The sequence below is a fragment of the Candidatus Enterovibrio escicola genome, from assembly GCF_002464935.1.
GTDB lineage: Bacteria > Pseudomonadota > Gammaproteobacteria > Enterobacterales > Vibrionaceae > Enterovibrio > Enterovibrio escicola.
The window spans coordinates 103,157-128,471 of sequence record NZ_NBYY01000034.1 but is presented as its reverse complement, the minus strand read 5'-3'; the positions used below and the strand labels follow the sequence as shown (position 1 = coordinate 128,471).

The window sequence follows — 25,315 nt, the reverse complement described above, 5'->3', positions numbered from 1 at the left end:
GCAGCGAATACCTGTTAGGTTATGTATTCAATAAGTTGGTTATATTTTAAAGGTAATACTCACGCTCAATGAATGTACAAATCACTTGGTCATATATTTTCGGTGCTTTTCATTATCCAATCGCTTTCCGATTTAGTCGTTTCTGGTGTATTATGAAGATCTAATTTTACCTCTCAATTCATTGCGTAGAGAGCTTGTCAACAAGGTGTTTATTCTCTGGAAAAGGTATCGTTTACATTGAAACTATCCGTGCATAAAATGCAACATTGAATATGGATAACCGATTGATAAAATAGATTTAATATCTTTCTTTTACGACAACAGAATTAGTGAAAATACTCTCTGAATTTAGATAAAAAAGCCACATTTATGGTCTAGTATAGAAGGAAAAAATCACTACTAAAATAGGTATGGTCTTCGCGCCAAAGCAATAAGTTGTACTCCATAAATTATCAATAGTTGAGCGAGGAAAAAAGATATTGAAAAGAGACCACCTATGGCGGTAACTTACAGACCGCAACCCTTCTTTTATTGTAATCCTCGGTATCATTCCCTAAAATGCCGCCTTTAACACAATAGACTTGGCTCCCTTTCCTCAATGGAAATATTGGTACAGTGAGGGATGTCATCATTAAAAATATCACCAGAATGCTCACGTGAGGCACCACGGCTTTTGGCTTTAGCCAATATTGCTGTAGCAATAGCGGCTGCTTCCGTATTAAATTTATTAATTAAACCTACGAATCTCGCGCCTGCAATAACTGTGGCGGTCAATCCACTTAGCTATGGATACGTAACCAATAATACGTACTTCCTGATTGTAAAGGACAACATATCACCTTCACGCTTTCAGACAAATTATCGCCCACTATTTCGCACTAACCGTGCATTATTAGATATGTTATTATCAAAACCATGCTAGGTGGGTAAAAAAGGAAGGGATGGATATCGGTATTTTTTTCGTCCTGCATACTTACGGCCGAAAGTTCAACTGGAGTACACATCCTCACCTGTCCGTCACTCAAGGAGGTCTGCATAAAAAAATTTGCTTTGGCTACCGATCTTTTTAAAGGCCAAAGAGACTGAAGGGAGCTGGCGATATGCGATAGCACGGTTGTTGTACCAAGCGTGCCTGACATTAAACCTGTCTGATGAGAAATACGCGTACATCCGAAATAAAAGGAAGTAAAATCACTTTCTGGATGATCAATACAACCGATACTAGAAAGTCAATTCTGCGGAAAATACGGATAACTTCCATCAAACAGTGAATTACCTTGAATGATACCTGAAGTGTCCGCTCATCTCCATATATCGATTTTGTTATTATAGCAAGTGTTGAATGGTGGCCTTTGATTATCTAGAGTATAGAATTACGGATACCCCTCGCTTAACGCAGGGTCATAGTGAATTAACCTGAGCTGCGCATAAGAAATTAACTAAATGCCAAAGTCGCGATCTAATCGTTTGAAATAAAGTATGGACTGCACAAGGACTTGGGCATGAATAACCTAGACGCCGTTTTCGTCAACGTCTACCAGACTTTCCCCCCTGCATGGGAAAAACATCTTATTTCTTCCGATGTCAAATAAAGAAATAAGCATTCTCGCCTCTCAGTTAGCGAAGTGATGACGATAGTGATAGCTTTCCATCAATTGGGATATTGAGACTTCAAAACTTATTACATCCACTTTGTTTATCGCTACCTCCCCAACGAATTTCCTAAATTAGTTAATTACACGAGGATGCTCAAACTTATGCAAGGTGTCCTACTTTTGCTTTGCTCTTACCTCACTTACCGTCAGTAAAGGCCGACAGAAATTGCCTTTGTTGATTCGTCTAAGCTAGAGGTTTGTCACAACCTACGCATTCTCAGATATCAGGTTTTTAAAGGTATCGAGAAGCGAGGAAAAGGAACTAGTGGGTGGTTCTATGGTTTCAAATTACACCTTATTATTGATAACCAAGGTGTATTATCTCAGTCAAAGTGACGATGGTTAACGTGGATGATAGAAAGCCTGTGGGCGGAAATGGCTGACGAGCTTTGGAGGTGTTTATACGGAGACAAAGGTTATATCTCTGGTCCATTGGAACTAGAATTTGTAGAAAAGAGAGTGACACTGATAACGGGTGTGAAAAAGAATATAAAACCCAAAGTGATGAAATTTTGGAACCGCCTAATACTCCGGAAATGATTGATTATTGAAACCGTTTTTGACCAACTAAACAACATATCCCAAATCGAGTATTCTCGGCACCGTAGCTGTATCAGCTTTATGGTCAACTTGCTGGCGGGGCTTATTGCGTATTCATTTCAACCAAAAAGAAGAGCATCAAGATGACTAGGTTTGATAAGCAAGCGCTTATGCAGATCTGAGGTTGAATTAATAGAAAGACTGGTAGAGTAAATTACAGATAAGCATCTCCAGTCTCAAGATAGTACGTTACTACGGATTTTTATTAAATCGTCAGCGAGGAAAAATACTGCTGAAAGTATACGTGGCCTTAGAGAGGAGAAAACACTTAGATACAACAACCTGCAAGCGTTTTTTTCTTTTCACTATGCGCAGATAATTCGCATCACCCTCTATAATGGTTTGGGTAATTTCTCGCTAGCAACCCATCGCATCTAGGGTGATCAAAGAGCATGTTATTTCAAGCAACTTGAGTAATTCAAGAATATACTACTTGCGATTTACTAAGCGGTGGGTACGGATGTGGGGGAAACAGACAGAGACTCTAGGTTATTCCACGATGAGGGAAGGATAAATAAGAGTAGATCTCTATGAATTCATCCTATGCATGTAATTTGTTGGGTTTTGAGAGTTACTGTGTCGCTTCACCAATGACAAAAGGTAATATAACCAAGATCATTACTTATCCTGCCAGATATTACTGAACTCCTAAAATTAGAAGACTAACCTTTTCAAAAACATCGAGACATCCTTATCTTTAGGATGTTGGTTATCACCGCACTAGATAATTTTATTGTTATTCCACTTTTTTGATTGTAAGCGCTTCTCGGTGTTTTCGAGCATCACACTGATCTGAGCAGTAGTCACATTTCATTTCTATACCTATTGAAGCTAAGCCACCACAACTGCCAGTAATGATTTTACGTTGAATAACGTAGCCAATTAACATACAAGCTATTACCAGAAGGTAAACTGAGCATGCTATCAAATATACAGACATTCGATTACCCTTATGTCACTTTTATTTTAAAGAAATAATTCCCTTTAACGATCTCACGCGCACCAATCACCTAGATAAAATAAGCTCATATTAAATAAAATTTAATGCGGATCTTAAACTTCAATTAATCCGGAATTAAATATTTTTTAAACTCGTCTGATGCTATTGATTTATAATAATTATCTGTTTTTACGATAAAAAATGCTAAGATCTTTTCACTGTTTGCTAAAGCTAATGCCTTTTCAGGCCCCATGACCATAAATGCAGTCGATAAGCCATCTGCCGTCATACAATGCTTATCAAGAACAGTCACCGATATAAGATGATGATTAATCGGCTTGCACGTCGTAGGATCTATAGTGTGTGAATAGCGAATACCATTTTCTTCAAAAAAATTTCTATAATCGCCAGACGTTGCGACGGACATATCACCAGGTGTGATAATTTCTTGAATGCTTTGCTGGCCGTTTCTTGGTTTTTCAATCGCAATACGCCAAGGTTGCCCTTCCATATTTACTCCTTTTAACCGTAATTCACCGCCAATCTCAACAAGATAGTTTTTGAGATCCAATTCAGATAGGTAATTCGCCACCACATCAACCCCAAATCCTTTTGCTATCGACGAGAGATCGACATACAGATCTGGATCTGATTTTATAAGATTATTCCCTATTATACTTAGGTGTCCAATACCTGTCATCAGGCACCGATTAGCGATCTGTATATCCGTAGGAACACTATTCGAACTTCCTTCAGTTCCAAATCCCCAAAGATTTACTAACGATCCTACAGTTATATCAAGCGCACCTTCAGATAGCTTATTAATGCGAATTGCTTCACTAATGACCTTTATCGTATCACGTGATACTGTAAAAGGAGAATTATCTTTATGATGATTAAACCGACTTAGTTCAGATTGCCTTCGAAACGTCGACATCTGGTTATTAACCGTCTCAAGACGACTGTCAATTTCAGCTTGAATTTCCTCCGCACTAGGAAGCCCCTCATCGTTCAGGTATTTAATGGAATAATATGTTCCCATCGTGTAACCTATTAAATGAGTTTGTTTTGATGCTTTTTTGCCACCACCCAGCACCAGTAATACGATAAGAAAAATAGTTATCAACAGAAATTTTAACATTATTTCATACAATTAATTTCAAGAAGACGATAGTTTCTGAGTCTGAAGAATAAATGGTTGACCATCGGAATAGTATTCATCGTTCAGACTCAGAAGGGATTAACCGCCAAAGTCATCCAGCAGGATATTTTCATCTTCAACGCCCAATTCTTTCAGTAAGCCTATCACCGCAGCGTTCATCATTGGAGGTCCACACATGTAAAACTCACAATCTTCTGGTGCTTCATGATCCATTAGGTAGTTTTCATAAAGTACATTATGAATAAAGCCGACGTAACCTTCCCAATGATCTTCTGGCAAAGGATCAGACAGTGCACAGTACCAAACGAAGTTATCATTATCAGCCTGAAGCATATCAAAATCCTCTATATAGAACATTTCACGTTTAGAACGGGCACCATACCAAAAAGATATCTTCCGCTTAGAATTAAGACGTCTCAATTGGTCAAAGATGTGAGAACGCATAGGGGCCATACCTGCACCACCCCCGACAAATACCATTTCTGCATCAGTATTTTTCGCGAAGAAATCACCAAACGGTCCAGATATTGTACACCTGTCACCTTCTTTCAGAGACCAAATATAGGAAGACATGATACCTGGTGAAGCATCTGGATTATTCGGTGGTGGCGTAGCGATACGTACATTCAGCATAATAATTCCAGACTCTCCTGGATAGTTTGCCATCGAGTATGCACGACTAGTTTCTTCGTTAACCTTAGACTCGTAACGAAACAGGTTTAACTTGTCCCAATCTGCCCAGTACTCTTCCGGAATATCAAAATCAGAGTATTTAATATGATGAACAGGTGCTTCAATCTGAATATAACCGCCTGCACGGAAAGGTACCGACTCACCATCAGGGATCTGAAGTTTTAGTTCTTTTATGAAGGTAGCTTTATTACCGTTAGAGATAACGATACATTCCCACTTCTTTACGCCAAGAATGTATTTTGGCAAAATGATATCCATGTCAGTTTTCATGGCTACCTGACATGCCAGACGCTCTCCTTCTCGAACATCTCCTTTACTAATATGATCAAGTTCTGTTGGCAATATATCACCAGCACCTGATTTTATTCTTACGCGACACTGTCCACAGGAACCACTACCACCACAAGCAGAAGACACAAATAAACCAGCATCTGCCAGAGCAGTCAATAATTTACCTCCTGGTTGTGTAATAATCTCTAGAGAATCATCGCCGTTTATAGAAAGGGTTATGTCACCCGAAGGTACCAACTTGCTCTTGGCGAAAAGAATCACCAGTACGAGCATCAGTACGATAAGAGTAAACATTACTACGCCAAGAATAATGTCCATTGACTATTCCTTATATCGCGGTTTAACCGACTTACAGTTGAACACCGGAGAAAGACATAAAGCCTAGTGCCATCAGACCTACAGTGATAAAGGTAATACCCAAACCACGAAGAGCAGGTGGTACATCTGAGTACTTCATCTTTTCACGGATACCTGCTAGTGCAACAATCGCCAGCATCCAGCCTATACCCGACCCGAAACCATACACCACTGACTCACTGAAGTTGTAGTCACGCTGAACCATGAACGAAACACCGCCGAAAATTGCACAATTAACTGTGATTAGAGGTAAAAAAATTCCCAAGGCGTTGTAAAGGGGTGGGAAGTAACGATCCAAGATCATTTCAAGGATCTGAACCAACGCTGCGATAACACCAATGAAGGTGATAAAGTTCAAAAAGCTAAGATCTACACTCGGTGCAAGGGCACCGTTTTTTAAAACTAGATTATATACTAGATTATTTACAGGTACAGAAATGGTTAAAACCACCGTTACTGCGATACCTAAACCAAAAGAAGTTTTTACTTTCTTAGATACGGCCAAAAATGTACACATCCCCAAAAAGAAGGAAAGTGCCATATTTTCGATGAAGATCGATCGCACCAGCAAGCTAATGTGATGTTCCATCATGTCCTTACTCCTTCGCTTCTATCTGCTCAGGCTTGATCATACGTACAATCCAAATAAGGAAACCAATCAAGAAAAATGCAGATGGTGCAAGAAGCATTATGCCATTTGATTGATACCAACCACCTTCTGATGTTAGAGGTAGGATAGACACACCAAACAGCTTTCCTGAACCCAATAACTCACGAAAGAACCCAACGGATAATAGAATAAAAGCGTAGCCAAGACCGTTACCAATACCATCCATGAACGAAGGTATCGGTGCTGATTTCATTGCGTAGGCCTCAGCGCGACCCATTACAATACAGTTAGTAATGATCAAACCAACGAACACTGATAATTGTTTAGAAATACCAAACATGTAGGCTTTCAAGATCTGATCTACAACAATAACTAGCGATGCAATAATCGTCATCTGCACGATAATGCGCACAGAATTTGGGATATGATTACGTATTAAGGAAACAAATAAATTTGAGAAGGCAGTGACGAATAGTACCGCAAATGACATGACAAACGCTGTTTCAAGTTTAGTGGTAACGGCCAATGCCGAACATACACCTAGCACCTGAAGTGTAATAGGGTTATTTTCAATAATCGGTGACCAAAAATTCTCTCTAATTTTTTTAGTATTAGCCATTTTTTAAACCTCCTTCGCGAACTTTCGCTAGGAATGGTCCAAACCCATTGGTACTTAACCAAAAGTCAAAGGTGCGTTGAACACCATTACTAGTCAGTGTCGCACCTGATAGACCATCTATACCATGGATGTCACCTAATCTCGCACCACCTTTTACGATGTGAATAGCTGGTTTACCCTCATCATCAAAAAGTTTTTTTCCGACCCACTGGGAACGCCAGCGAGGATTTTCAACTTCACCACCCAATCCTGGGGTTTCACCCTGTTGGTAGTAAGAGATGCCACCAACAGTATTACCGTCAGTTTTAACTGCAATAAAGGCATACATCATTGACCAAAGTCCATTTCCATGTATTGGAAGAATAATTTCCCGAGTTTCACCTCTATCGTTTTTTACCAAATAGATTTTTGCCAACTTCGCTTGGCGACCAATACCTACAACATCCACATTAGAAGACAGTAATATAGATTTCTCAAGGTTATTAGCAGCTAGACGCTGATTGTATTCCCGTGCCTCCTCTAACGTACCAACCATGTCACCAGTAGAAAGATCTATCAGTTGTGGTTCGATATACTCCTCAAAAGCGGTTTGAATATCACCGTCATCATCAATCCCAGCAACGGAAAGGATATTACGCTGTTCGTCCAACGCAACATTTTTCTCTTGCAAGGAACGTAGAGAGACCACTGTAAACGAAACTACAACTGAACACACTAAACTCAGTGTGACAACAACAGTCAATATTTTTTTAACACCATCGTTATTACTTGACACGAGCCAACCTCCGTTTGATATTACCCTGAATTATAAGGTTGTCGAACAGCGGTGCAAAAAGGTTTGCAAACAGAATCGCTAGCATCATACCTTCAGGATATGCGGGGTTTGCCACACGAATCATCACTGCCATCACACCAATCAGTATGCCGTACCACCACTTTGCTTTATTAGTAAACGATGCTGTAACTGGGTCAGTCGCCATGAACACCATGCCGAAGGCAAAACCACCTAGAACTAAATGCCAATGCCACGCCATGCTAAACATTGGGTTGGTATCAGAACCAGTGATATTGAACAGTGTCGATGTTGTAACCAAACCAATCAGGGTGCCAGCAATGATGCGCCACGATGCAATACGAGTAGCTACAATCATGGTACCACCGATCAAAATGCCCAATGTAGAAACTTCACCGATTGAACCTGGAATGTTACCAAGGAATGCATCTATCCAAGAAATAGTGCGTCCTGTAACATTATTTACCAGTGCACTTTGACCACTCGTAGCCCATTGGCTGAGCGCTGTTGCGCCAGAGAAACCGTCCGCAGCAGTCCAAACTAAATCACCAGAAATCTGAGCAGGATATGCAAAAAATAGAAATGCACGACCCGCTAATGCTGGGTTTAAAAAGTTACGGCCTGTACCACCAAAAATTTCTTTCGCGACAACAACACCGAAGGTAATACCGATAGCTGCTTGCCATAAAGGTAATGTCGCAGGCACAATCAACGCAAATAAGATGGAGGTCACAAAAAAACCTTCGTTGACTTCGTGCTTGCGAACCATACAAAACAGCATTTCCCAAAAACCACCAACAATAAAAACAGTCACGTAAATAGGCAGGAAGTAGGTTGTACCCAACAACATTTTGCTTGGCCACTCTGCGTCGGTTGATATGGAACCCCCTAACATCTCGGTTAGCCAGTACTGCCAGTTTGCATCGATAATCATAGCTAGATCGACACTGCCATACATCCAATTTAATGCTGTAATTGCTTGATTTCCCGTGTTATACACACCAAATAACATTGCTGGAAATACAGCCAACCACACTATGATCATTATACGCTTAAGATCTATACTGTCACGAATATGCACACCATTTTTTGTTACTAAACCTGGCGTGTAAAGTAGAGTGGCAGTGGCTTCATACAGTGCAAACCATTTTTCGTACTTTCCGCCGGGTTCGAAATGCGGTTCGATATCTTCAATAAATTTCTTTAGGGTCATCAGTTATCCTTCCTTTTCAATTTGATTAAGGTGTTCACGAAGCATCGAACCATAATCATATTTGCTAGGGCAAACAAAGGTACACAGAGCAAGATCTTCAGGATCTAGTTCTAGCGCACCTAACTGGACCATACTATCCAAATCACCCGAACAAATGTCACGAAGCAACATTGTAGGTTCAATATCCAGAGGCATAACACGCTCGTAGCTACCAATTGGCACCATCGAACGCTCACTACCATTGGTAGTCGTTGACATGTTGAATAGCTGTCCTTTACAGAAATGGCTCATAAAAGCACCCGTAATAGAGAACTGATTTTTACCTAGTACTAACCAGCCAAACAGTTCTTTTTCGCGACCTTCTCTTAGTGCACTCACCTGCAAATGGAAACGACCAAGATAACCGTATACACAATCGGTTTGAGTACCACTTAATACGGATCCTGAAACGAGGCGGATTTCACCTAGCATCAATTCATTTTCAGTCAACTCTTGGATAGATACACCAATTTGTGTACGAATCAGTCGAGGGTTCTTAACCACAGGACCCGCTAAGGAGATCACACGAGTTGTATAAATTTCACCCGTAAGAAAAAGCTTACCGAATGCAATAACATCTTGGTAGTTTAAATGCCAAACTTGCATGTATAAACCAGCAGAACGAAGGAAGTGAATATGGGTACCTACCAGACCTGCTGGATGAGGACCCTTAAACACACGTTCCTCGACATTCAACTGAGTACTACAAGGTAGGTTTTCTTCACTTTTACATACATACACTGTTCCATCGGTCAGATGTGATACGAGATCTAAGCCTGCAACAAATGATTCTTTCTGCTCATTGATAATCTGCACTGGATTCGCCGCAAGAGGGTTAGTATCAATTGCTGTAACGAATACGGCAGCAGGTTTCCCATCTACTGAAGGGGTTTTACTAAAGGGACGCGTTCGTAGTGCTGTCCACATGCCTGACTCAACCAGCTGCTCTACAATAACTTGGCGATCTAAAGCAGCGATTTCAGTGGCATCATACTTATTGAAGATGACTTGCTCGTTACCTTTTACTTCAATGACAACTGATTGAAGAACACGTCTCTCACCACGGTTTACTTCAATTACTGTGCCCGAGGCAGGAGCAGTAAATTTAACATGCGGATTTTTCTTATCTTCAAAAAGAACCTCTCCTTTTTTTACTACGTCTCCAACACCTACATGCATCATTGGACGCATTCCAATATACTCTTCGCCAAGTAAGGCAACTTTTCTTATGACAGGACCATCGCTAATCACCTGAGCAGGAATCCCTGAGATAGGGAGATCCAAGCCTTTATTTATTGTAATCATACGCACTTGCACTATATTAACGGAAAAAAGAATTCTGTTGTGGCGCAGTTAATACACTACTTTCACTGTCTAGCCGAACATGCTAATCGACTATCCTCACATTGTCTTCAACACTAATTAAGCAAAATTTATGCGCTAGGGAGCAGTTTTCAAGCCGAGGATTCTCTCATCAAGCAAAATCGCTATTCCTCAGTAATCCTCATGATATGCCTTGAATTACTAGAACTGGATAAACTTTCATCAATTTGGTCATGGCTCCAATATCGTGAGTAGTGGTAAAACTTGCGCTCGCTAAAAGCGTTTATCACTTTGCCGTTCATTTTGTATATTTTAAGTAACCAATTGTTTTCCTTAACAATCGGTTGAGTTTGATTACGAAATGGATACAGCACTTCAATAATTATCATAAACACTTCTAAATACAGAGATGATATCAAAGATCAATAAGATTGGAAATCTAACCATCAATGCGAACTAATAAGTATTAGTAAGTGAAAAAATCAAACATAACAGAGATATTCCAAGATTTGTTAGTAAGCGTAAATAACTGGTAAGAACAGGAAAAGATCACGAATTGGTTTGATATTAATTACCAGCAGTTCCAACCAGATTATACCTTGACGTTATTCTTGCGTTGTATAACTCCTAAAATAACCTGCGCAAAAAACAGACAACTTGTCTAATTTTTACTCATACGTCGGTTGATATTCACACTAATTCCGTTCGAATCATCAGGAAAAGTGCAAAGAAACTTCCATGATCTAACCCTTTTTGTAAGGGAATTTTAGTTTATAAATATCACTATTCGAATATGTAATTAAGTATAACTGCCAACTTTTCATTCAAAATGACATTTTTTACCTCAAATTGTTAATTTCTCATTCTATATTTCACTTTGGGTAACAAAAAGACTAGGAGCTGTTGATCTTTGCTCTACAAAACTCATTCAACAATACTACGGTCGTCATATTCATATAAATTCCAGTGATACCCTGCTGACATAATTTCGTTCTAATTTATAATATCTAGTTGGAACTTAACGATATTATTTAATTCGCCCTAAGGTATTTTCTACTAAAAAAGTAGATACACATATAGTGATTAACCTATACTACTTTTATCGATATCTCGCCCACAATTTTAATTGTCATTGAGAGTTTTTCCCTCTTTAAAGGTCTACATCATTGCTGAATGACGTACTGACAAAACCTTTGTTAAATTACCACCACAGCTTTTTCCTATTTACTCATGATTCGGAATCATTGCCTCAGTACTGTGTTGAGGTGTTCCAACAATTGAACCCTCCATAGGAACCGATTGGAAGTCGAAATTTTAGATAACTCTTTGCTTGCAATATTTCTAAAGAATTCCTTTTTTAGGCTAAATATTAAATCGTCGATATACACTGATTCTATTTTCTAAAGTAACGTCTTCAATCTCACCATGGAATACTAGATCACATCCGATGAAAAAGACCTTAAAGAGTCATTTTATGTTCTGGCTTGTCATAAATATTACCAATCTTTTTCATTAGTTAGAGTAATAGTTCCCAGCGATTATCCGTTAACATGGTTCTAGGTATGGTGTTGTAGGTTAGGTTGTTTTGGCGAAGTGATTATAACTTTCCACCAGATTATTCCTAAAGCACTCATCAAAGATAAATACGTCCTAATCACTCACAGACTTTTTTGATCCTTTTCTTTTATCAGTAAACCCTCCACAACAAGGTGGAGACACAGGTAATTGATTATTTAAAGTATGCCACTCCCTTTCAGTATAAGTGTGGATTGCCAAGGCATGGATATCATTTTTCAATTCTTCTGCCAGTGACTGATGAACCGCACAATGTCTTGCTAACAAAGACTGACTGACAAAACATTCGCTAACAATAGTGACGTTAAAATGGCTTTCTGATCCTATTGGTACATTATGCATATGGCTTTCATTCATCACATGGAGAAATATCGGTGAAAACGCTGCCGATAATTTCTGCTCAATGTTCATCTGAACCAGCATGTTTTTTAACTCCACATTCATTTTTTTCGTTTAAAGCTCAACCAGATTTAGATTGGAGGTTAAAGACGATTGTCGTATTTTGTTACCTGTAACAATGAATTTTATTTTTTTGCGCACATAGCAAATATTTTCAATGAAAACCAGTATTCAAATTGTACTAGCTGTTTTTGAACAACGTAGTTCTCCCCTTAAAAAGGTTACTCAGAAAGGATGTATACCCTATTTCGACACCCAAATGCTTGTCATTACCAACGCAATCAGAAATGATGATTATCAACAATAATATCCTTAATAGGGTTATGTATCCAATAAGTTTAGAGACATTTCCTCATTAACGCATAAGTTGCCTATAATCTTAGATGGTGCTAGATATAACCGAGGTGATGACGATAGTGATAGCTTTCCATCAATCAGGATATCGAGACTTCAAAACCTATTATATCCACTTTGTTTGCCTCTACCTCACCAATAAATTTCCTAAATTAGTCAGTTACACGCGAATGCTCAGGCTCATGCAAGGTGTTCTAGTTCTGTTTTGCTCTTACCTCACGCACCGTCAGGCAAGGCCGACAGGAATTGCCTTTGTTTATTCGTCTAAGTTACAGGTTTGTCACAACCTCCTCATTCTCAAACATCAGGTTTTTAAAGGTACCGCGAAGCGAGGAAAAGGAACGAGGGGTGGTTCTACGGTTTTAAATTACACCTTACTATCAATGACCAAGTTAGAATTATCTCAATCAAAGTGACGATGTCTAACGTGGATAATAGAAAGCCTGTATCGGAAATTGTTGACGAGCTTTGGGGGTGTTTATACGGAGATAAAGGTTATATATCTGAATCCATTGGAGCGGAAACTTGCAGACAAGAGAGTGATACGGATAACTGGTATAAAAAATATGAAACCAAAAGTGATGAAACTTAAGAACCGCCTAATGCTCCGGAAACGATTTATTATTGAAACTATTTTTGACCAGTTAAAAAATATCCCAAATTAAGCATTCTCGGCACCGTGATTGTATCAGCTTTATGGTCAACTTGCTGGCGGGTTTTATCGTGTATTAATTTCAATTAAAGAAGTCGAATATCAAGATGACTAGGCTTGATAAGCAAGCACTTATGCAGATTTGAGGTTAAATATACGACCTTTGACAGTACCTTTTTAACTCTCAGATAAACTGAGATACGATGGCACTTAATTGTCTTTACAATATCTTAGATTGGAATTCATCATTTAAAAATGGCGACAGTTTAGTATTTAATTCTTTGGTTAACCCAAAATAATTTTAAGTGGCTGAGTTGTATCTTTGATGAGAAGAGCGTATAACTTTTGGTAGTTGGCTTCATCTTCTATGATAGACCATAAATGTCATAGTTGTTATCTGACATCAGGGATTAGTAAGGCGTCGGAAATACGGGTGTAAGCCCATAAGCATGGTAAGGCTTGGTAACACCATTAAGGTGGTTATAATGAAAAATATTGACCATGGGTTAAGCCATGAAATGCATTCCAACCAGTTGAATGTAGATATCCAATCTACTGTTACGCCACTGAATAAGGATAAGGTAGTTCGGCCTAAATTACCTAATGATGACAGTAGTGCATACTGCGTAGCAGAAAATGCCCGTCCTGTTAGAAACGTCAGGAAGGATACGAATGCTATCGTGGCAAACGCACTAGTAAAGTTATCGACAATAAGCGTGGCTAAAAAGAGTTGTTCGTTTGGACCAATTTGGGCCATTACTGCAAACATAAGATTGCTGGCAGCCATTGAAATTCCACCAATCAGCAATCCTTTTACTATACCTAATCGTATGTTTATTGCACTCCCAATCAAGGTAAAGACAACGGTTACACCCCATCCGATGAGTTTTGAATACTGGCCGATTTGTATATTGCTAAAGCCAATTTCTTTATAGAATATAATCGACATTCGTCCGAGGAAGGCTTCGCCTATTTTGAATAGAAAGATAAAGAGCAGCAATATAAGTGCGACTTTAATTCCATTACGGCGGAAGAATTCAGCAAAAGGTTCAACAATCGTGACAGAAAACCATAGAAAAAAACTATTATTCATCTGCTGCAATTTCATAGCATAGTCCGATTCAGCTTCTGCCTGTAATGCTTCTCGATTGGAATTAGGTTCATCTATAAATAGCGTAAATAAAATTAATAGACCGATAAAACCAGTCATCCACAAGTAAACGCCATCCCAACCGATACTGTCTGCATTAATGTACGAGAAGTACCCAGGAAGACTATAACCTGTCCACCATCCTATAATGGTCATTGCAGCGGCCTGAGGAAGTTTATTTTTCTCGTGTTCTTGAAAACTATCGATACGGAATGCATCAATCGTAATATCTTGTGTGGATGAAGCGATCGCGATCGCAAAGGCAAGAATCATAGTTAAGCAGAGATTTAATGAAGGGTCCGTATAGGAGATGCTCAAGGTACAGATGAGCATAATGACTTGCATCAAGAAAATCCAGCTTCTTCGCTGTCCCAAATTTTTATAGAGGAAAGGTAGTTTGACGCGATCAATCAAGGGTGCCCAAAGCCAATTAATTGCGTAGACTACAAAGACAGACCCAAACAAACCAACAGTGGTTCTAGTAAGGCCAGAATCTGTGAGCCAACCGGACATATTCGATCCAATCAAGAGCCAAGGAAAACCACTGGAACAGCCTAAAAGGAAGACCCAAAGCAATCGTCGGTCAAGATAACTTGTTAGCGTAATACGCCAATTGTGAACAGTACCTTGTGACATAAACAGGTGTTCTTGTAAGTAACATTAAGACATAATCATCCTACAGTGCTTCAAGGACGAATACCCCGGGCAAAATCTGGAGTTTTCCCCTTATTGATCAAATAACAGGCGCATTCTTTAATGCGCTGTTTCACAAATCTATTACCGCGCAGCTCATCTTCCCTGCGAGATTCGATGAAATAAAGTAAATACCAGTAAACAGATTCATAAATATTTTCTGTAGAGCCACTTGGTAGGGATAATTGCCACCAATCATAAAACTGATTTCTGATGGAGGTACTGAGCGTCTGAAAATTAGATTGACGGATAATGAAACAAATAACATCTGACGCAAAAGCCGGAGCATATTTGGCAATATGTTCTACGGCGCAATGTGTATCATTCTCTTCGAAATTATCTGCAACAAGTTTTAACATGTCTTTTTTAAGTCCATCATTAATTGAAAATTGTATTTTTTGAATAAGTATATACTCAATCAACTTGAAGAGGCAGGTCTGACTACCTGAAATTTATCGTTTATTTGATATGTCACAAAGTCTGAAATATCTGGAAGAGTTACAGTGAAGCATTGGTCAATGACCTATTGGGATCCGCGTTTGTTATAAAAGTAATCTCAGATCTGTATAAGCACTTGTTTATCAAGCCGAGTCATCTGAATGCTCGATTTGGGATATCTTTTTTAGTTGGTTAAAAACTGTTTCAATAATAAATTGTTTCCGAAGCATCGGGCAGTCCTAAAGTTTCATCACTTTTAGTTTCATATTCTTTTTGACACCCGTTATCAGTGTCACTCCCTTATCTGCAAGTTCCCGCTCCAATGGATCAGATATATAACCTTTATCTCCGTATAAACACCCCACCGTTCCTTTTCCTCGCTTCGCGGTACTTTTAAAAAACTGATATCTGAGAATGCATAGGTTGTGATAAACTTATATCTTGGACGAATCCAACGAAGGCAATCCCTGTTGACCTTGGCTGACGGTGCGTGAGGTAAGAGCAAAACGGAACCAGAACACCTTGCATGAGCCTGAATATTCGCGTGTAGCTGACTAATTCATTGGTGAGGTAGCGGCAAATAAAGTGGATATAATAGATTTTAAAGTCTCGATACCTCGATTGATGGAAAACTATCACTATCGTCATTACTTTAGCTAACTGAGAGGAGAAAAGGCTTGTTGCTTTGTTTAACACCGGAAGAAATTAGGTGTTTTTTCCATTCAGGGAGGAACGTCTAGTAGCAGTCGTCAACATCGACGAAAACACCATCTCAGTTATTCATGCCAAACTCCTTATGCAGACAAGAGTTTTTTCAAACGATTCAGATCCCGACTTTGGCATTTAGTTCATTTTTTATGCACAGATCAGGTTAATTACATAATTATTAATGTTCAAAAAGAGATGCTCCATCAATTTTTCTAGAAAAAATGTTTAAATCACTTACTGTCAAGTATTGGTTTTTTCAGAGTGAAATTACCAGTGAAATTACCACTGACCTAAATAATGATTCCCTGCCCAAAGAACCACCATCGATATTAGTCCAGCGACAATATCATCAAGCATTATGCCTAAGCCACCGGGGACTTTAGTATCCAATAAGCAGATCGGCCACGGTTTAATCATGTCAAAGAAACGGAAGATAATAAAACCTGCCGACACTATTTGCCAATCAGTAACAGGGACCAACAACATGGTTATCCAAAATCCGATAAATTCATCCCAAACAATGCTGCCGTGGTCGTGTACACTCATGTCTTCGGCAGTTCGTCCACAAAGATAAATACCAACAATAGACCCAATCATTATTGTAATTGGTAATAGTACCGATGAAATAGATACAATCAGTAAATATATGAGAAGACCAGCCAAGGTGCCTATTGTGCCAGGTATAAAAGGCGATAGCCCTAAGCCGAAGCCCGTTGCTAACAGATGAACTGGATTGGATAGCTGAATTTTATTGATTGGATTATTCATTTGTTTTTCAGAAAATGAACCCAACCAGACAGTGGCCAATCAATAGATTTTCCCTTCCAATTGACACGTAATCCCTCACCAGGATAAATTTTGCCAATGCAAGTGATAGGTGTTGTTGTATCCAATAAAACGGCATCTAATTTATCCCGTTGGCTTTCTGACACGGTAAAACAAAGCTCGTATTCCTCGCCACTACACAGTGCGATCTTTGCAGCGTCTTTGGGGTTATCCACAAATTGTAATAACTCTTCGGATACTGGCAGTTGATCCGCGTTCACGATCGCCGAAACATTGCTAGCTTTAAGAATGTGTACTAAATCGGTAATCAAACCATCGGAAATATCTATCGAAGAGGATGCCACACTACGCAAGGCCTGTCCTGCAAGAACACGCGGTTGTGAATAATAGTGACGTTCAACTAATATTTCTTCCGTACTGTTTTTAGGTGCTAGACCTGATAAAATAACATCAAGCCCTGCTGCACTATCACCCAAATTACCTGTGACGTATAGCCAATCACCAGCCTTTGCTCCATCACGACGAATGGCCGTGTCCGCGGGGACTATACCTTGCAACGTAATGGTTAGACTCAGAGGGCCCCTCGTGGTATCACCTCCTATAAGTTGTACGTGATAGTATTCAGCAAGTTTGTAAAAGCCTTCACAAAAACCCTTTAGCCACACTTCATCTAACTTAGGCATGGTCAATGCAAGAGAACACCATGATGGTACTGCCCCCATTGCAGCTAAATCACTCAAGTTAGAAGCGAGTGCTTTATACGCAACTTTCACGGGATCAGTATTCTTAAGGAAATGGGTTCCTGCAACGAGTGTGTCGGTCGTTACCACTAATTGACTGTTTTCAGGAACAGAAATCACGGACGCATCGTCTCCAATTCCTAACACTACGTCTTTCCTGTTAACAGGTTGAGATTTGAAATAACGGTTGATCAAGTCAAATTCATTACCTGACATTCTTTCATTCCAAACGTAAAGGGCACCCGCTAAGAAACAGGTTAGCATTGCTGGCCTGTTATTTGAATTTTAAATTGTTCTTTTTCCGTATCGTCGGTGCCACTTTATCCAAGACACCGTTCACGAACTTATGACTATCTTTTGAGCAGAAGCGTTTTGCCATTTCAATGGCCTCGTTAATCACCACTTTAAACGGAACATCTTCACATTTGCAAAGTTCATACGTTGCCAGACGTAGAAGTGCATGTTCCATTTGATCTAAATCTTTCAGTGGACGAGACAAGTAAGGACGCATTTTATTGTCCATTTCCAAGTGATTAATCACTACACCCGAGAATAAATCACGAAAGTGTTCTACATCAGTGTCTGGTTGACGTAGTCGTGGTTCTTCAGCCTGATATTTTTCTTCTTCGTAATGATCCGCAGACAAGAATTGAGCTTCTATTTCAGCAATATTATCTTTGGTCAGTTGCCACGAATAAATAGCTTGTAGTGCAAAATGTCTTGCATTCCGCCGTGTGGCTGGTTTCACCGTAACCCCCGTTTAGAATTCAATTTGAGACAGAACATTTACCATTTCAAGCGCGCTTAGCGCGGCTTCTGCCCCTTTATTACCGGTCTTGGTACCCGCACGTTCAATGGCTTGCTCTATGGTATCTACAGTCAGCACACCGAAAGCCACAGGTATATCAAACTTTAAAGCCACATGTGCTAACCCTTTGTTACATGCCCCGGCCACATAATCAAAATGTGGTGTACCGCCTCGTATTATGGAACCTAGAGCGATAATTGCATCATAGCAACCCCTTTTTGCAACGCGTTGCGCAACCAATGGAAGCTCGTAAGCGCCTGGACAACGTACAACTATAATATTCCCTTCGCTGACTTGACCTTGGCGCTTAAGTGCATCAAGGGCTCCTTCCAGCAGCCTTTCGTTGATAAAACTATTGAAGCGCGAAATAACGATAGCGAATTGAGCATTTTGCGCTGCGCTCGCACCTTCGATCACTTTCATGAGCCTTCCTGTGGCGTTTTTATCCATACAAATAACATGCAAGATGCTACCATACTTAATGGTAAATTATCTAGTACTTGTTCCTTATCGTTAGACAGAATAGTGAATTGTATATATACTCAATCAACTTAAAAATACAGGTTGGGGGGGCTGAAATTTATCGTTCGCTCGATATACCAAAGAGTCTGCAATATTTAAAAGAGTTTCAGTGTTAAATGGCCTCTTTGAAATCGTGTTTATTTTAAAAGTAATCGTTATTCCTCGATCTTTCATTCATCACTCTCTAAAGCCTTCCTACTTGGATCCAGATTTTGGTTGTAAGGGGAGTAGATAGTGAAGTTGGATATTGAGGATGAATGCGACATTTCTAACTAACCTGATCTGTGCATAAAAAATGAACTAAATGCCAAAGTCGGGATCTGAATCGTTAGAAAAAACTATTGACTGCATAAGGAGTTTGGCATGAATAACTGAGATGGTGTTTTCGTCGATGTTGACGACTGCTACTAGACGTTCCTCCCTGAATGGAAAAAACACCTAATTTCTTTCGGTGTTAAACAAAGAAATAAGCCTTTTCGCCTCTCATGTTAGCTGAAGTGATGACTGTAGTAATAGCTGTCCCTCAATCGGGGTATAGAGACTTTAAAACCTATTATTATCCACTTTGTTTGCCGCTAGCTCACCAATGAATTAGTCAGCTACACGCGAATATTCAGGCTCATGCAAGGTGTTCTGGTTCCGTTTTGCTCTTACCTCACTCACCGTCAGGGATTGCCTTCGTTGATTCGTCCAAGACACAGGTTTATAACACCCTATGCATTTTCATCTATTAGTTTTTTAAAAGTACCGCGAAGCGAGGAAAAGGAACGATGGGGTGTTTATACGGAGATAAAGGTTATATATCTGATCCATTGGATCGGGAACTTGCAGATAAGGGAGTGACACTGATAACGGGTGTCAAAAAGAATATGAAACTAAAAGTGATGAAACCTTAGGACTGCCTGATGCTCCGGAAATAATTTATTATGGAAACCGTTTTTGACCAACTAAAAAACATATCTCAAATCAAGCATTCTAGGCACCGTAGTTGTATCAGTTTTATGGGAAACTCGCTGACAGCTCATCGTGTATTCATTTCAACCAAAGCAGTTGAGCATCCAGATGGCTAGGCTTAATAAGCAAGCGCTTATGCAGGTCTGAGGTTGATTACAATGCTCCAGTTAGTGAAGTGCTGGCAAATATAAAAGCGATGAACAAAATTATAAGACTCGCTACGCCTGTTCGGCTATAGACAAATTGAGACTGTAAAAAAGATTAGGAGCAGTGTATTATGAGCCTTATTTAATATAATCTCTCCCATTGAGAGACAAAAAATACCCATCTAGACACTATACAATCTTGTACTTACTCAATCTGAGAACGATTGGATACTCAAAATCAACCAAAATGTATGAAAAAAGAGCAGTATATTCATTGAATGTGAGTATTTATTTTAAATAATAATCAATTTATTGAATACATGATTTTCCCTTGTTACTCCTGTTTATGTCGAAACGACAACCCATTTAATTATCTCAAAAAGCCAGATTCTGCATGTTTTTCCAGGGTTAATCCACCAACGTCAGTCCGCTGTACAGCGCGATCCCCCATCACTAATCGTTCTAAATAGCGAGCAATCACGTCTACTTCTATATTAACAAACTGCCCTACCTTAAGAACTGAAATCGTTGTTTCCAATGCAGTATACGGTACAATAGTCAGCTTAAAGCATGCACCCTCTACTTCATTAATGGTCAAGCTGATACCATCAACAGTGACAGAGCCTTTTTCTGCTAAATATTTAGCAAGACTTGCCGATGTCTCCAACCATAACTCAATCGCACGACCAATTTGTAATTGTGACATGATGATTGCCAACCCATCCACATGACCTGACACAATATGCCCACCAAATCGGGTAGTCGGAAGCATGGCTTTTTCCAAGTTTACTTTCTGACCTGATTTATAATGAACAAATGCGGTGCGTTGAAGTGTTTCTGTTGATAGATCTGCAATATAACCATTAACTGTCAATTCAACAATTGTCAAACAAGCACCATTTGTGGCTATACTGTCTCCAAGTTTAGCATCAGACAAATCTAATTTGCCACTGTCGATTGTAAGCACAATATCTTTGCCCTTTGACGTGATTTTCTGAATGCTACCAACTGCTTCGATAATACCTGTGAACATACTATTCCACTTTAAAATGTTACGGTCTCTGCATCCGAATGCGAATATCGTTGCCCAAACGATGTACATCTGTCAATGTAAATGTTAAGACCTGCTCCATAGCTGTGAACCCACTGATGTTTACTAACCCTCGGCTGTCAACACCCATTAATTTTGGAGCCTGATACACAATGAGTTCATCAACCAAATCCGCTTCAAGCAAACTACCCGAAAACGTCGCACCTGCTTCCACCCATATATGGTTAATACCTTTTCTCGCCAACATTTGCATGGCCATGTTCAGGTCGAGTCCCTTTTCAACGTTAGAAATCGTCATCACTTCAACATTATCTTTTTCGAAAAATCGCTCTCTTTGTGAAATCAAGTAGTTTCGTGTAGAGGGTTCGTTCTTCGACGTCAAAATAATAATATGCCCCGGCAATGTAAATAAATGTGATGATGTAGGTATCGAGCATTTCCTATCTAGGATAACTCGAACAGGTTGACGTAACGAAGCTTCGTCGTATTGTGATTGAACCTCAACAGGCAACAACTTCCAACGTACGTTCAATGAAGGATCATCTTCCAATACAGTTTTACTAGTCGATAAAATCGCACCAGTTTTTGCACGAAACTTTTGCACATCAGCACGCGCTTCTGTTCCTGTGATCCATTTACTTTGACCGTTCGACAACGCAGTTCGACCGTCTAGACTAGAGGCAAGTTTTAACTGAACATACGGTAATCCAGTTTGCATTACTTTGATAAAGCCAAGATTTAATTTCTCTGCCTGTACTTGCCTTAAACCGACATCTACCTGAATACCTGCATCGCGAAGACATTGAATACCGCAACCTGAAACTTCAGGGTTAGGATCAACCATGGCGCACACTACACGATTTACTCTTGCTTCGATCAATGCATCACTACAAGGCGGTGTTCGCCCAACATGTGAACAAGGCTCAAGTGTCACATAGACAATTGCACCCGCTGCCCGCTCTCGAGCTGCACGCAATGCATGCACCTCAGCATGCGGTTCTCCCGCACGATAGTGAAAACCTTCCCCCACAATTTTGTTATCTTGGGTGATCACACAACCTACATTCGGGTTAGGTGTTGTAGTATATATGCCACGCTCAGCTAATTCGAGCGCACGCTGCATCATCTGATAATCAAAAATTGAAAACATGTAACCGCTTATTTTTCCAACCGAGCAATTTCTACACCAAAATCTCGAATATCTTCAAAGCAGTGATACACAGAAGCAAACCGTATATATGCGACTTTATCGAGTTCTTTCAGTTCATCCATAACTAAGTTACCAACCATGGTAGAAGAAAGTTCACGCTCACCTACCGCACGAATCATTGACTTCATATTGTTTATCGATTTTTCAATATCATCAGCACTCACTGGACGTTTTTCCAGTGCACGTTGAATGCCTCCACGTAATTTGTCTTCGTTGAAGGGTTCTCGATTACCATTCGTTTTTATGATTCGTGGCATCACTAATTCCGCAGTTTCGAACGTGGTATAACGTTCGCTACATGCTAGACATAAGCGACGGCGACGAACTTGATGACCATCAGCCACTAGCCTTGAGTCAATGACCTTAGTGTCATTCGCACCACAAAATGGACAGTGCATCTTGCCTCCTTGAAAGAATAGAAGCAAGTGTAACCGATTTAGATAAAATGGTAAGTGGGTTATGGCGTTAAATCGTCGTTTTTAGAAAAAAGACCTATAAGTGTCTTTTATTTTTTCTCATTTCTGTACACATATCAATTGATTTGAGGGGGTAGCAGTAGGTCTAACCTGTATACACACTATCAGTAATGTCAGACCAAAGGCTAACTACACCATTTAAGACCATAAACTTGATATTAACTAGTGTTTGGTACGAAGCAGGTTCAAATTCATTCCAGATGCTAACGAACCTATCCTAGGTTATAATATCAAGAGTTATAGCCAAGAAACCATTGTTTAGACCACTAGCACAGCTTCACCTTTCCAAAAAGGTACCATGACTGGTGTTGTTGATTAAATAAGGCCTATAATGCACTGATCCCAATCTTTTTTGCAGTCTTAATTTGTCTACTAGCGAACAGGCATACCGAATATTATAACTTTGTTCATCACTTTCCTATTTTTCAGCGTTTCACTAACTTGAGCATTTTATTAACCTGAGCTGCGCATAAGAAATGAACTAAATGCCAAACTTGCGATCTGATCGTTTAAAAAAACTATTAACTGCATAAGGATTTGAGCATAAATAACTTAGACGCTGTTTTCCTCGATGTCGATGATTTCTGCCAGACTTTCCTCCTTTCATGGGATAAACACCTAATTTTCTTCTGGTGTCCAACAAAGAAACAAGCCTTTTTAACTCCCAGTTAGCTAAGTGATGACGATAGTGATAGTTTTCCATCAATCTTGGTGTCGAAACTTTAAAAGCTATTACATCCACTTTATTTGCCGCTACCTCACCAACGAATTTCCTGAATGAGTTAGCTAAACGAGGATGATCAAGCTCATGCAAGGTGTTCTGGTTCTGCTTTGCTCTTACCTCACTCACCGTCACGCAAGGCCAACAGGGATTGCCTTCGTTGATTCATCTAAGCTACAGCTTCATCACAACCTATTCATTTTCAGACATCATGTTTTTAAAGGTACCTCGAAGAGAGGAAAAGGAACGATGGGGTAATTCTACGGCTTAAATTTACACCTTATTGTCAATGACCAAGGTAGCATTATTTCAGTCAAAGTGACGAAGACTAACGTGAATAATAGAAAGCCTGTGTCGGAAATGGTTGACGAGCATTTGGAGTGTTTATACGGAGACAAAGGTTATATCTCTGATCCATTGGAGCGGGAACTTGCAGACAAGGGAGTGATACTGATAACGGGTCTGAAAAATAATATAAAACAAAAGGTGATGAAACTTTGGCGTTATTCCTTTGTTCTTCTGTACGTGGTGATATGCTTTTGTGTCAGAGGTTCTATAAGCACTGACTTTCTGTATCTTTCGTCGTAATGGATTAAATAATCATAGGTAAAATCTCATTATCATCCACTGAAACTATAATTAACTTCTGCAGAAATAACCTCATGAGTAGACACATCAACGGCAAGATGAAATTTGCGCTAGATACACCGCTTTTCCTTCCCGTGTTTACGCGTTTTTCATTTACCTTCGTTGTATACTTTCAGGCCTGTGGCATCAATAAAGACGTGGGCTACAGCTCCTAGAGCGGAGCGGCAAACGGTACTTAACTTTTACGCTTTTCAAATACTTACTAATACAGGTGTATGTAGGAAATTTCAGCGGGACATGCATCAACGAAAAAACTGAATTGAGAAAACCTTTTAATCCACAGAAGTGGGAGCTTAAAAATACCTTTCACCATCAGTGCTGTTTCAATCGCAGTATCCAAAATATAAACTAATGGCCACTATGACCGTGATGCATTAGACAATGGGATGTCTTAATAGTAGTGAAGTCTATCTAAAAAGTCACTGAGCCACGGTTTACTCATGCTTGATTATATTATTTCCAGTTGCTGATCTGGTGCTTGGCCTTTCCCATTATAACCTTCCGTTTAATTCCATGATGATCTGATCGTAGGAATTGCGATTAGTTCAGATATTTGGGAAACAACGCCCAAAGTACAACCTATTGAACACATGACCGCATTCGTGTACCACTAACCAAATCAGGGAATTCACATGTGATGTGACGGTAGATAAATTGCGTGTGATACATTTTAAAGTCACGAAATCCAGATAGAAGAAAGAAATAATCATCGTTGATATCGGTGAATAACGCATCTAAATTATTCATGCTAAAGTTCTGATGCGCAGCCTAGGTTACGTAAAGAAAAAGATAAAATTGAAAATTTATACAGCTCTAAATATTACCTTTTTTAAGCAAGGATTAAACAGCAGCCTAAGAAATATTTCTGGTTTTAGCAGTCTGTTGTTATTTTTAAATGGAATGGCATTAGCAGTTTGATTAGAAAGTGTCGCACTTTAGACTTGAGTCTGGAAAAAGTTAGGATTTTTCATAACATATAGCTACTAATG

19 protein-coding genes and 5 pseudogenes are annotated in these 25,315 nt (G+C 39.5%); 5 read left to right on the top strand and 19 right to left on the bottom strand.

Annotation, left to right across the window (positions count from 1 at the left end):
* Positions 1-941 precede the first annotated feature (941 nt).
* Together BTN49_RS21365 and BTN49_RS18505 are read left to right on the top strand one after the other, a co-directional pair.
* Positions 942-1,070, top strand: a complete 129-nt coding sequence (locus BTN49_RS21365) for a transposase (protein ID WP_146679426.1) — start codon at positions 942-944, stop codon at positions 1,068-1,070.
* Positions 1,071-1,820: 750 nt separating this feature from the next.
* Positions 1,821-2,342: pseudogene (locus BTN49_RS18505) on the top strand (IS982 family transposase).
* 649 nt (positions 2,343-2,991) lie between these two features.
* Here the strand turns inward: BTN49_RS18505 and nqrM are convergent.
* From nqrM to BTN49_RS11245, 9 genes are all read right to left on the bottom strand, one after another.
* Entirely contained in the window at positions 2,992-3,195 is a 204-nt protein-coding gene (gene nqrM, locus BTN49_RS11285) for a (Na+)-NQR maturation NqrM (RefSeq protein ID WP_097357252.1), read from the bottom strand.
* 124 nt (positions 3,196-3,319) lie between these two features.
* The gene (locus tag BTN49_RS11280; RefSeq protein WP_097357251.1) at positions 3,320-4,336 is read right to left on the bottom strand and encodes an FAD:protein FMN transferase; all 1,017 of its coding nucleotides are present in this window, start codon (positions 4,334-4,336) and stop codon (positions 3,320-3,322) included.
* Positions 4,337-4,435: 99 nt separating this feature from the next.
* Entirely contained in the window at positions 4,436-5,659 is a 1,224-nt protein-coding gene (nqrF, locus tag BTN49_RS11275) for an NADH:ubiquinone reductase (Na(+)-transporting) subunit F (RefSeq protein WP_097357250.1), read from the bottom strand.
* Between the two features lie 31 nt (positions 5,660-5,690).
* Positions 5,691-6,287, bottom strand: a complete 597-nt coding sequence (gene nqrE, locus BTN49_RS11270; RefSeq protein ID WP_097357319.1) for an NADH:ubiquinone reductase (Na(+)-transporting) subunit E — start codon at positions 6,285-6,287, stop codon at positions 5,691-5,693.
* A gap of 7 nt (positions 6,288-6,294) precedes the next feature.
* Complete coding sequence (locus tag BTN49_RS11265; protein WP_097357249.1) at positions 6,295-6,927, bottom strand: NADH:ubiquinone reductase (Na(+)-transporting) subunit D; 633 nt, start codon at positions 6,925-6,927, stop codon at positions 6,295-6,297.
* Positions 6,920-7,702 (bottom strand): Na(+)-translocating NADH-quinone reductase subunit C, encoded by a 783-nt coding sequence (locus tag BTN49_RS11260; RefSeq protein WP_097357248.1) that lies wholly within the window; start codon positions 7,700-7,702, stop codon positions 6,920-6,922. The genes BTN49_RS11265 and BTN49_RS11260 overlap by 8 nt, the downstream gene beginning before the upstream one ends.
* On the bottom strand, positions 7,692-8,933 hold the full coding sequence (locus BTN49_RS11255; protein WP_097357247.1) for an NADH:ubiquinone reductase (Na(+)-transporting) subunit B: 1,242 nt from the start codon (positions 8,931-8,933) through the stop codon (positions 7,692-7,694). Before BTN49_RS11255 ends, BTN49_RS11260 begins: the two co-directional genes overlap by 11 nt.
* 3 nt (positions 8,934-8,936) lie before the next feature.
* The gene (locus BTN49_RS11250) at positions 8,937-10,277 is read right to left on the bottom strand and encodes a Na(+)-translocating NADH-quinone reductase subunit A (protein WP_097357246.1); all 1,341 of its coding nucleotides are present in this window, start codon (positions 10,275-10,277) and stop codon (positions 8,937-8,939) included.
* Positions 10,278-11,945: 1,668 nt separating this feature from the next.
* Positions 11,946-12,290, bottom strand: a complete 345-nt coding sequence (locus tag BTN49_RS11245) for a BolA/IbaG family iron-sulfur metabolism protein (RefSeq protein WP_199399596.1) — start codon at positions 12,288-12,290, stop codon at positions 11,946-11,948.
* Between the two features lie 368 nt (positions 12,291-12,658).
* Between BTN49_RS11245 and BTN49_RS21360 the strand changes: the two are divergent.
* Positions 12,659-13,421: pseudogene (locus BTN49_RS21360) on the top strand (IS982 family transposase); the annotation flags it as partial.
* Between the two features lie 257 nt (positions 13,422-13,678).
* Here BTN49_RS21360 and BTN49_RS11230 read toward each other — a convergent pair.
* From BTN49_RS11230 to ribH, 7 genes and pseudogenes are all read right to left on the bottom strand, one after another.
* Positions 13,679-15,061: an AmpG family muropeptide MFS transporter gene (locus BTN49_RS11230; protein ID WP_097357242.1), complete on the bottom strand. Its 1,383-nt coding sequence runs from the start codon at positions 15,059-15,061 to the stop codon at positions 13,679-13,681.
* Positions 15,062-15,111: 50 nt separating this feature from the next.
* The gene (locus BTN49_RS11225; protein ID WP_223823720.1) at positions 15,112-15,540 is read right to left on the bottom strand and encodes a hypothetical protein; all 429 of its coding nucleotides are present in this window, start codon (positions 15,538-15,540) and stop codon (positions 15,112-15,114) included.
* A 174-nt stretch (positions 15,541-15,714) separates the two neighbouring features.
* Positions 15,715-16,328 (bottom strand): annotated as a pseudogene (locus BTN49_RS22695) (transposase); the annotation flags it as partial.
* Between the two features lie 215 nt (positions 16,329-16,543).
* Complete coding sequence (locus BTN49_RS11210) at positions 16,544-17,032, bottom strand: phosphatidylglycerophosphatase A (RefSeq protein WP_097357239.1); 489 nt, start codon at positions 17,030-17,032, stop codon at positions 16,544-16,546.
* Positions 17,029-18,006 (bottom strand): thiamine-phosphate kinase, encoded by a 978-nt coding sequence (gene thiL, locus BTN49_RS11205; RefSeq protein ID WP_097357238.1) that lies wholly within the window; start codon positions 18,004-18,006, stop codon positions 17,029-17,031. Before thiL ends, BTN49_RS11210 begins: the two co-directional genes overlap by 4 nt.
* Positions 18,007-18,064: 58 nt before the next feature.
* Positions 18,065-18,538, bottom strand: coding sequence for a transcription antitermination factor NusB (nusB, locus tag BTN49_RS11200; RefSeq protein WP_097357237.1), 474 nt, complete (start codon positions 18,536-18,538; stop codon positions 18,065-18,067).
* Positions 18,539-18,550: 12 nt separating this feature from the next.
* Positions 18,551-19,021: a 6,7-dimethyl-8-ribityllumazine synthase gene (ribH, locus tag BTN49_RS11195; protein WP_097357236.1), complete on the bottom strand. Its 471-nt coding sequence runs from the start codon at positions 19,019-19,021 to the stop codon at positions 18,551-18,553.
* A 474-nt stretch (positions 19,022-19,495) separates the two neighbouring features.
* On the opposite strand from ribH, the pseudogene BTN49_RS22690 reads away from it, so the two are divergent.
* Positions 19,496-20,221 (top strand): annotated as a pseudogene (locus tag BTN49_RS22690) (transposase); the annotation flags it as partial.
* 369 nt (positions 20,222-20,590) lie between these two features.
* Here BTN49_RS22690 and BTN49_RS11185 read toward each other — a convergent pair.
* From BTN49_RS11185 to nrdR, 3 genes are read right to left on the bottom strand one after another with little or no spacing between them, the layout of a single operon-like run.
* Positions 20,591-21,253: a riboflavin synthase gene (locus BTN49_RS11185; RefSeq protein ID WP_097357235.1), complete on the bottom strand. Its 663-nt coding sequence runs from the start codon at positions 21,251-21,253 to the stop codon at positions 20,591-20,593.
* Positions 21,254-21,272: 19 nt separating this feature from the next.
* Positions 21,273-22,421: a bifunctional diaminohydroxyphosphoribosylaminopyrimidine deaminase/5-amino-6-(5-phosphoribosylamino)uracil reductase RibD gene (gene ribD / locus BTN49_RS11180; RefSeq protein ID WP_097357234.1), complete on the bottom strand. Its 1,149-nt coding sequence runs from the start codon at positions 22,419-22,421 to the stop codon at positions 21,273-21,275.
* Between the two features lie 8 nt (positions 22,422-22,429).
* The gene (nrdR, locus tag BTN49_RS11175) at positions 22,430-22,879 is read right to left on the bottom strand and encodes a transcriptional regulator NrdR (protein ID WP_097357233.1); all 450 of its coding nucleotides are present in this window, start codon (positions 22,877-22,879) and stop codon (positions 22,430-22,432) included.
* A gap of 621 nt (positions 22,880-23,500) precedes the next feature.
* On the opposite strand from nrdR, the pseudogene BTN49_RS22685 reads away from it, so the two are divergent.
* Positions 23,501-24,179: pseudogene (locus BTN49_RS22685) on the top strand (IS982 family transposase); the annotation flags it as partial.
* Between the last annotated feature and the right edge of the window lie 1,136 nt (positions 24,180-25,315).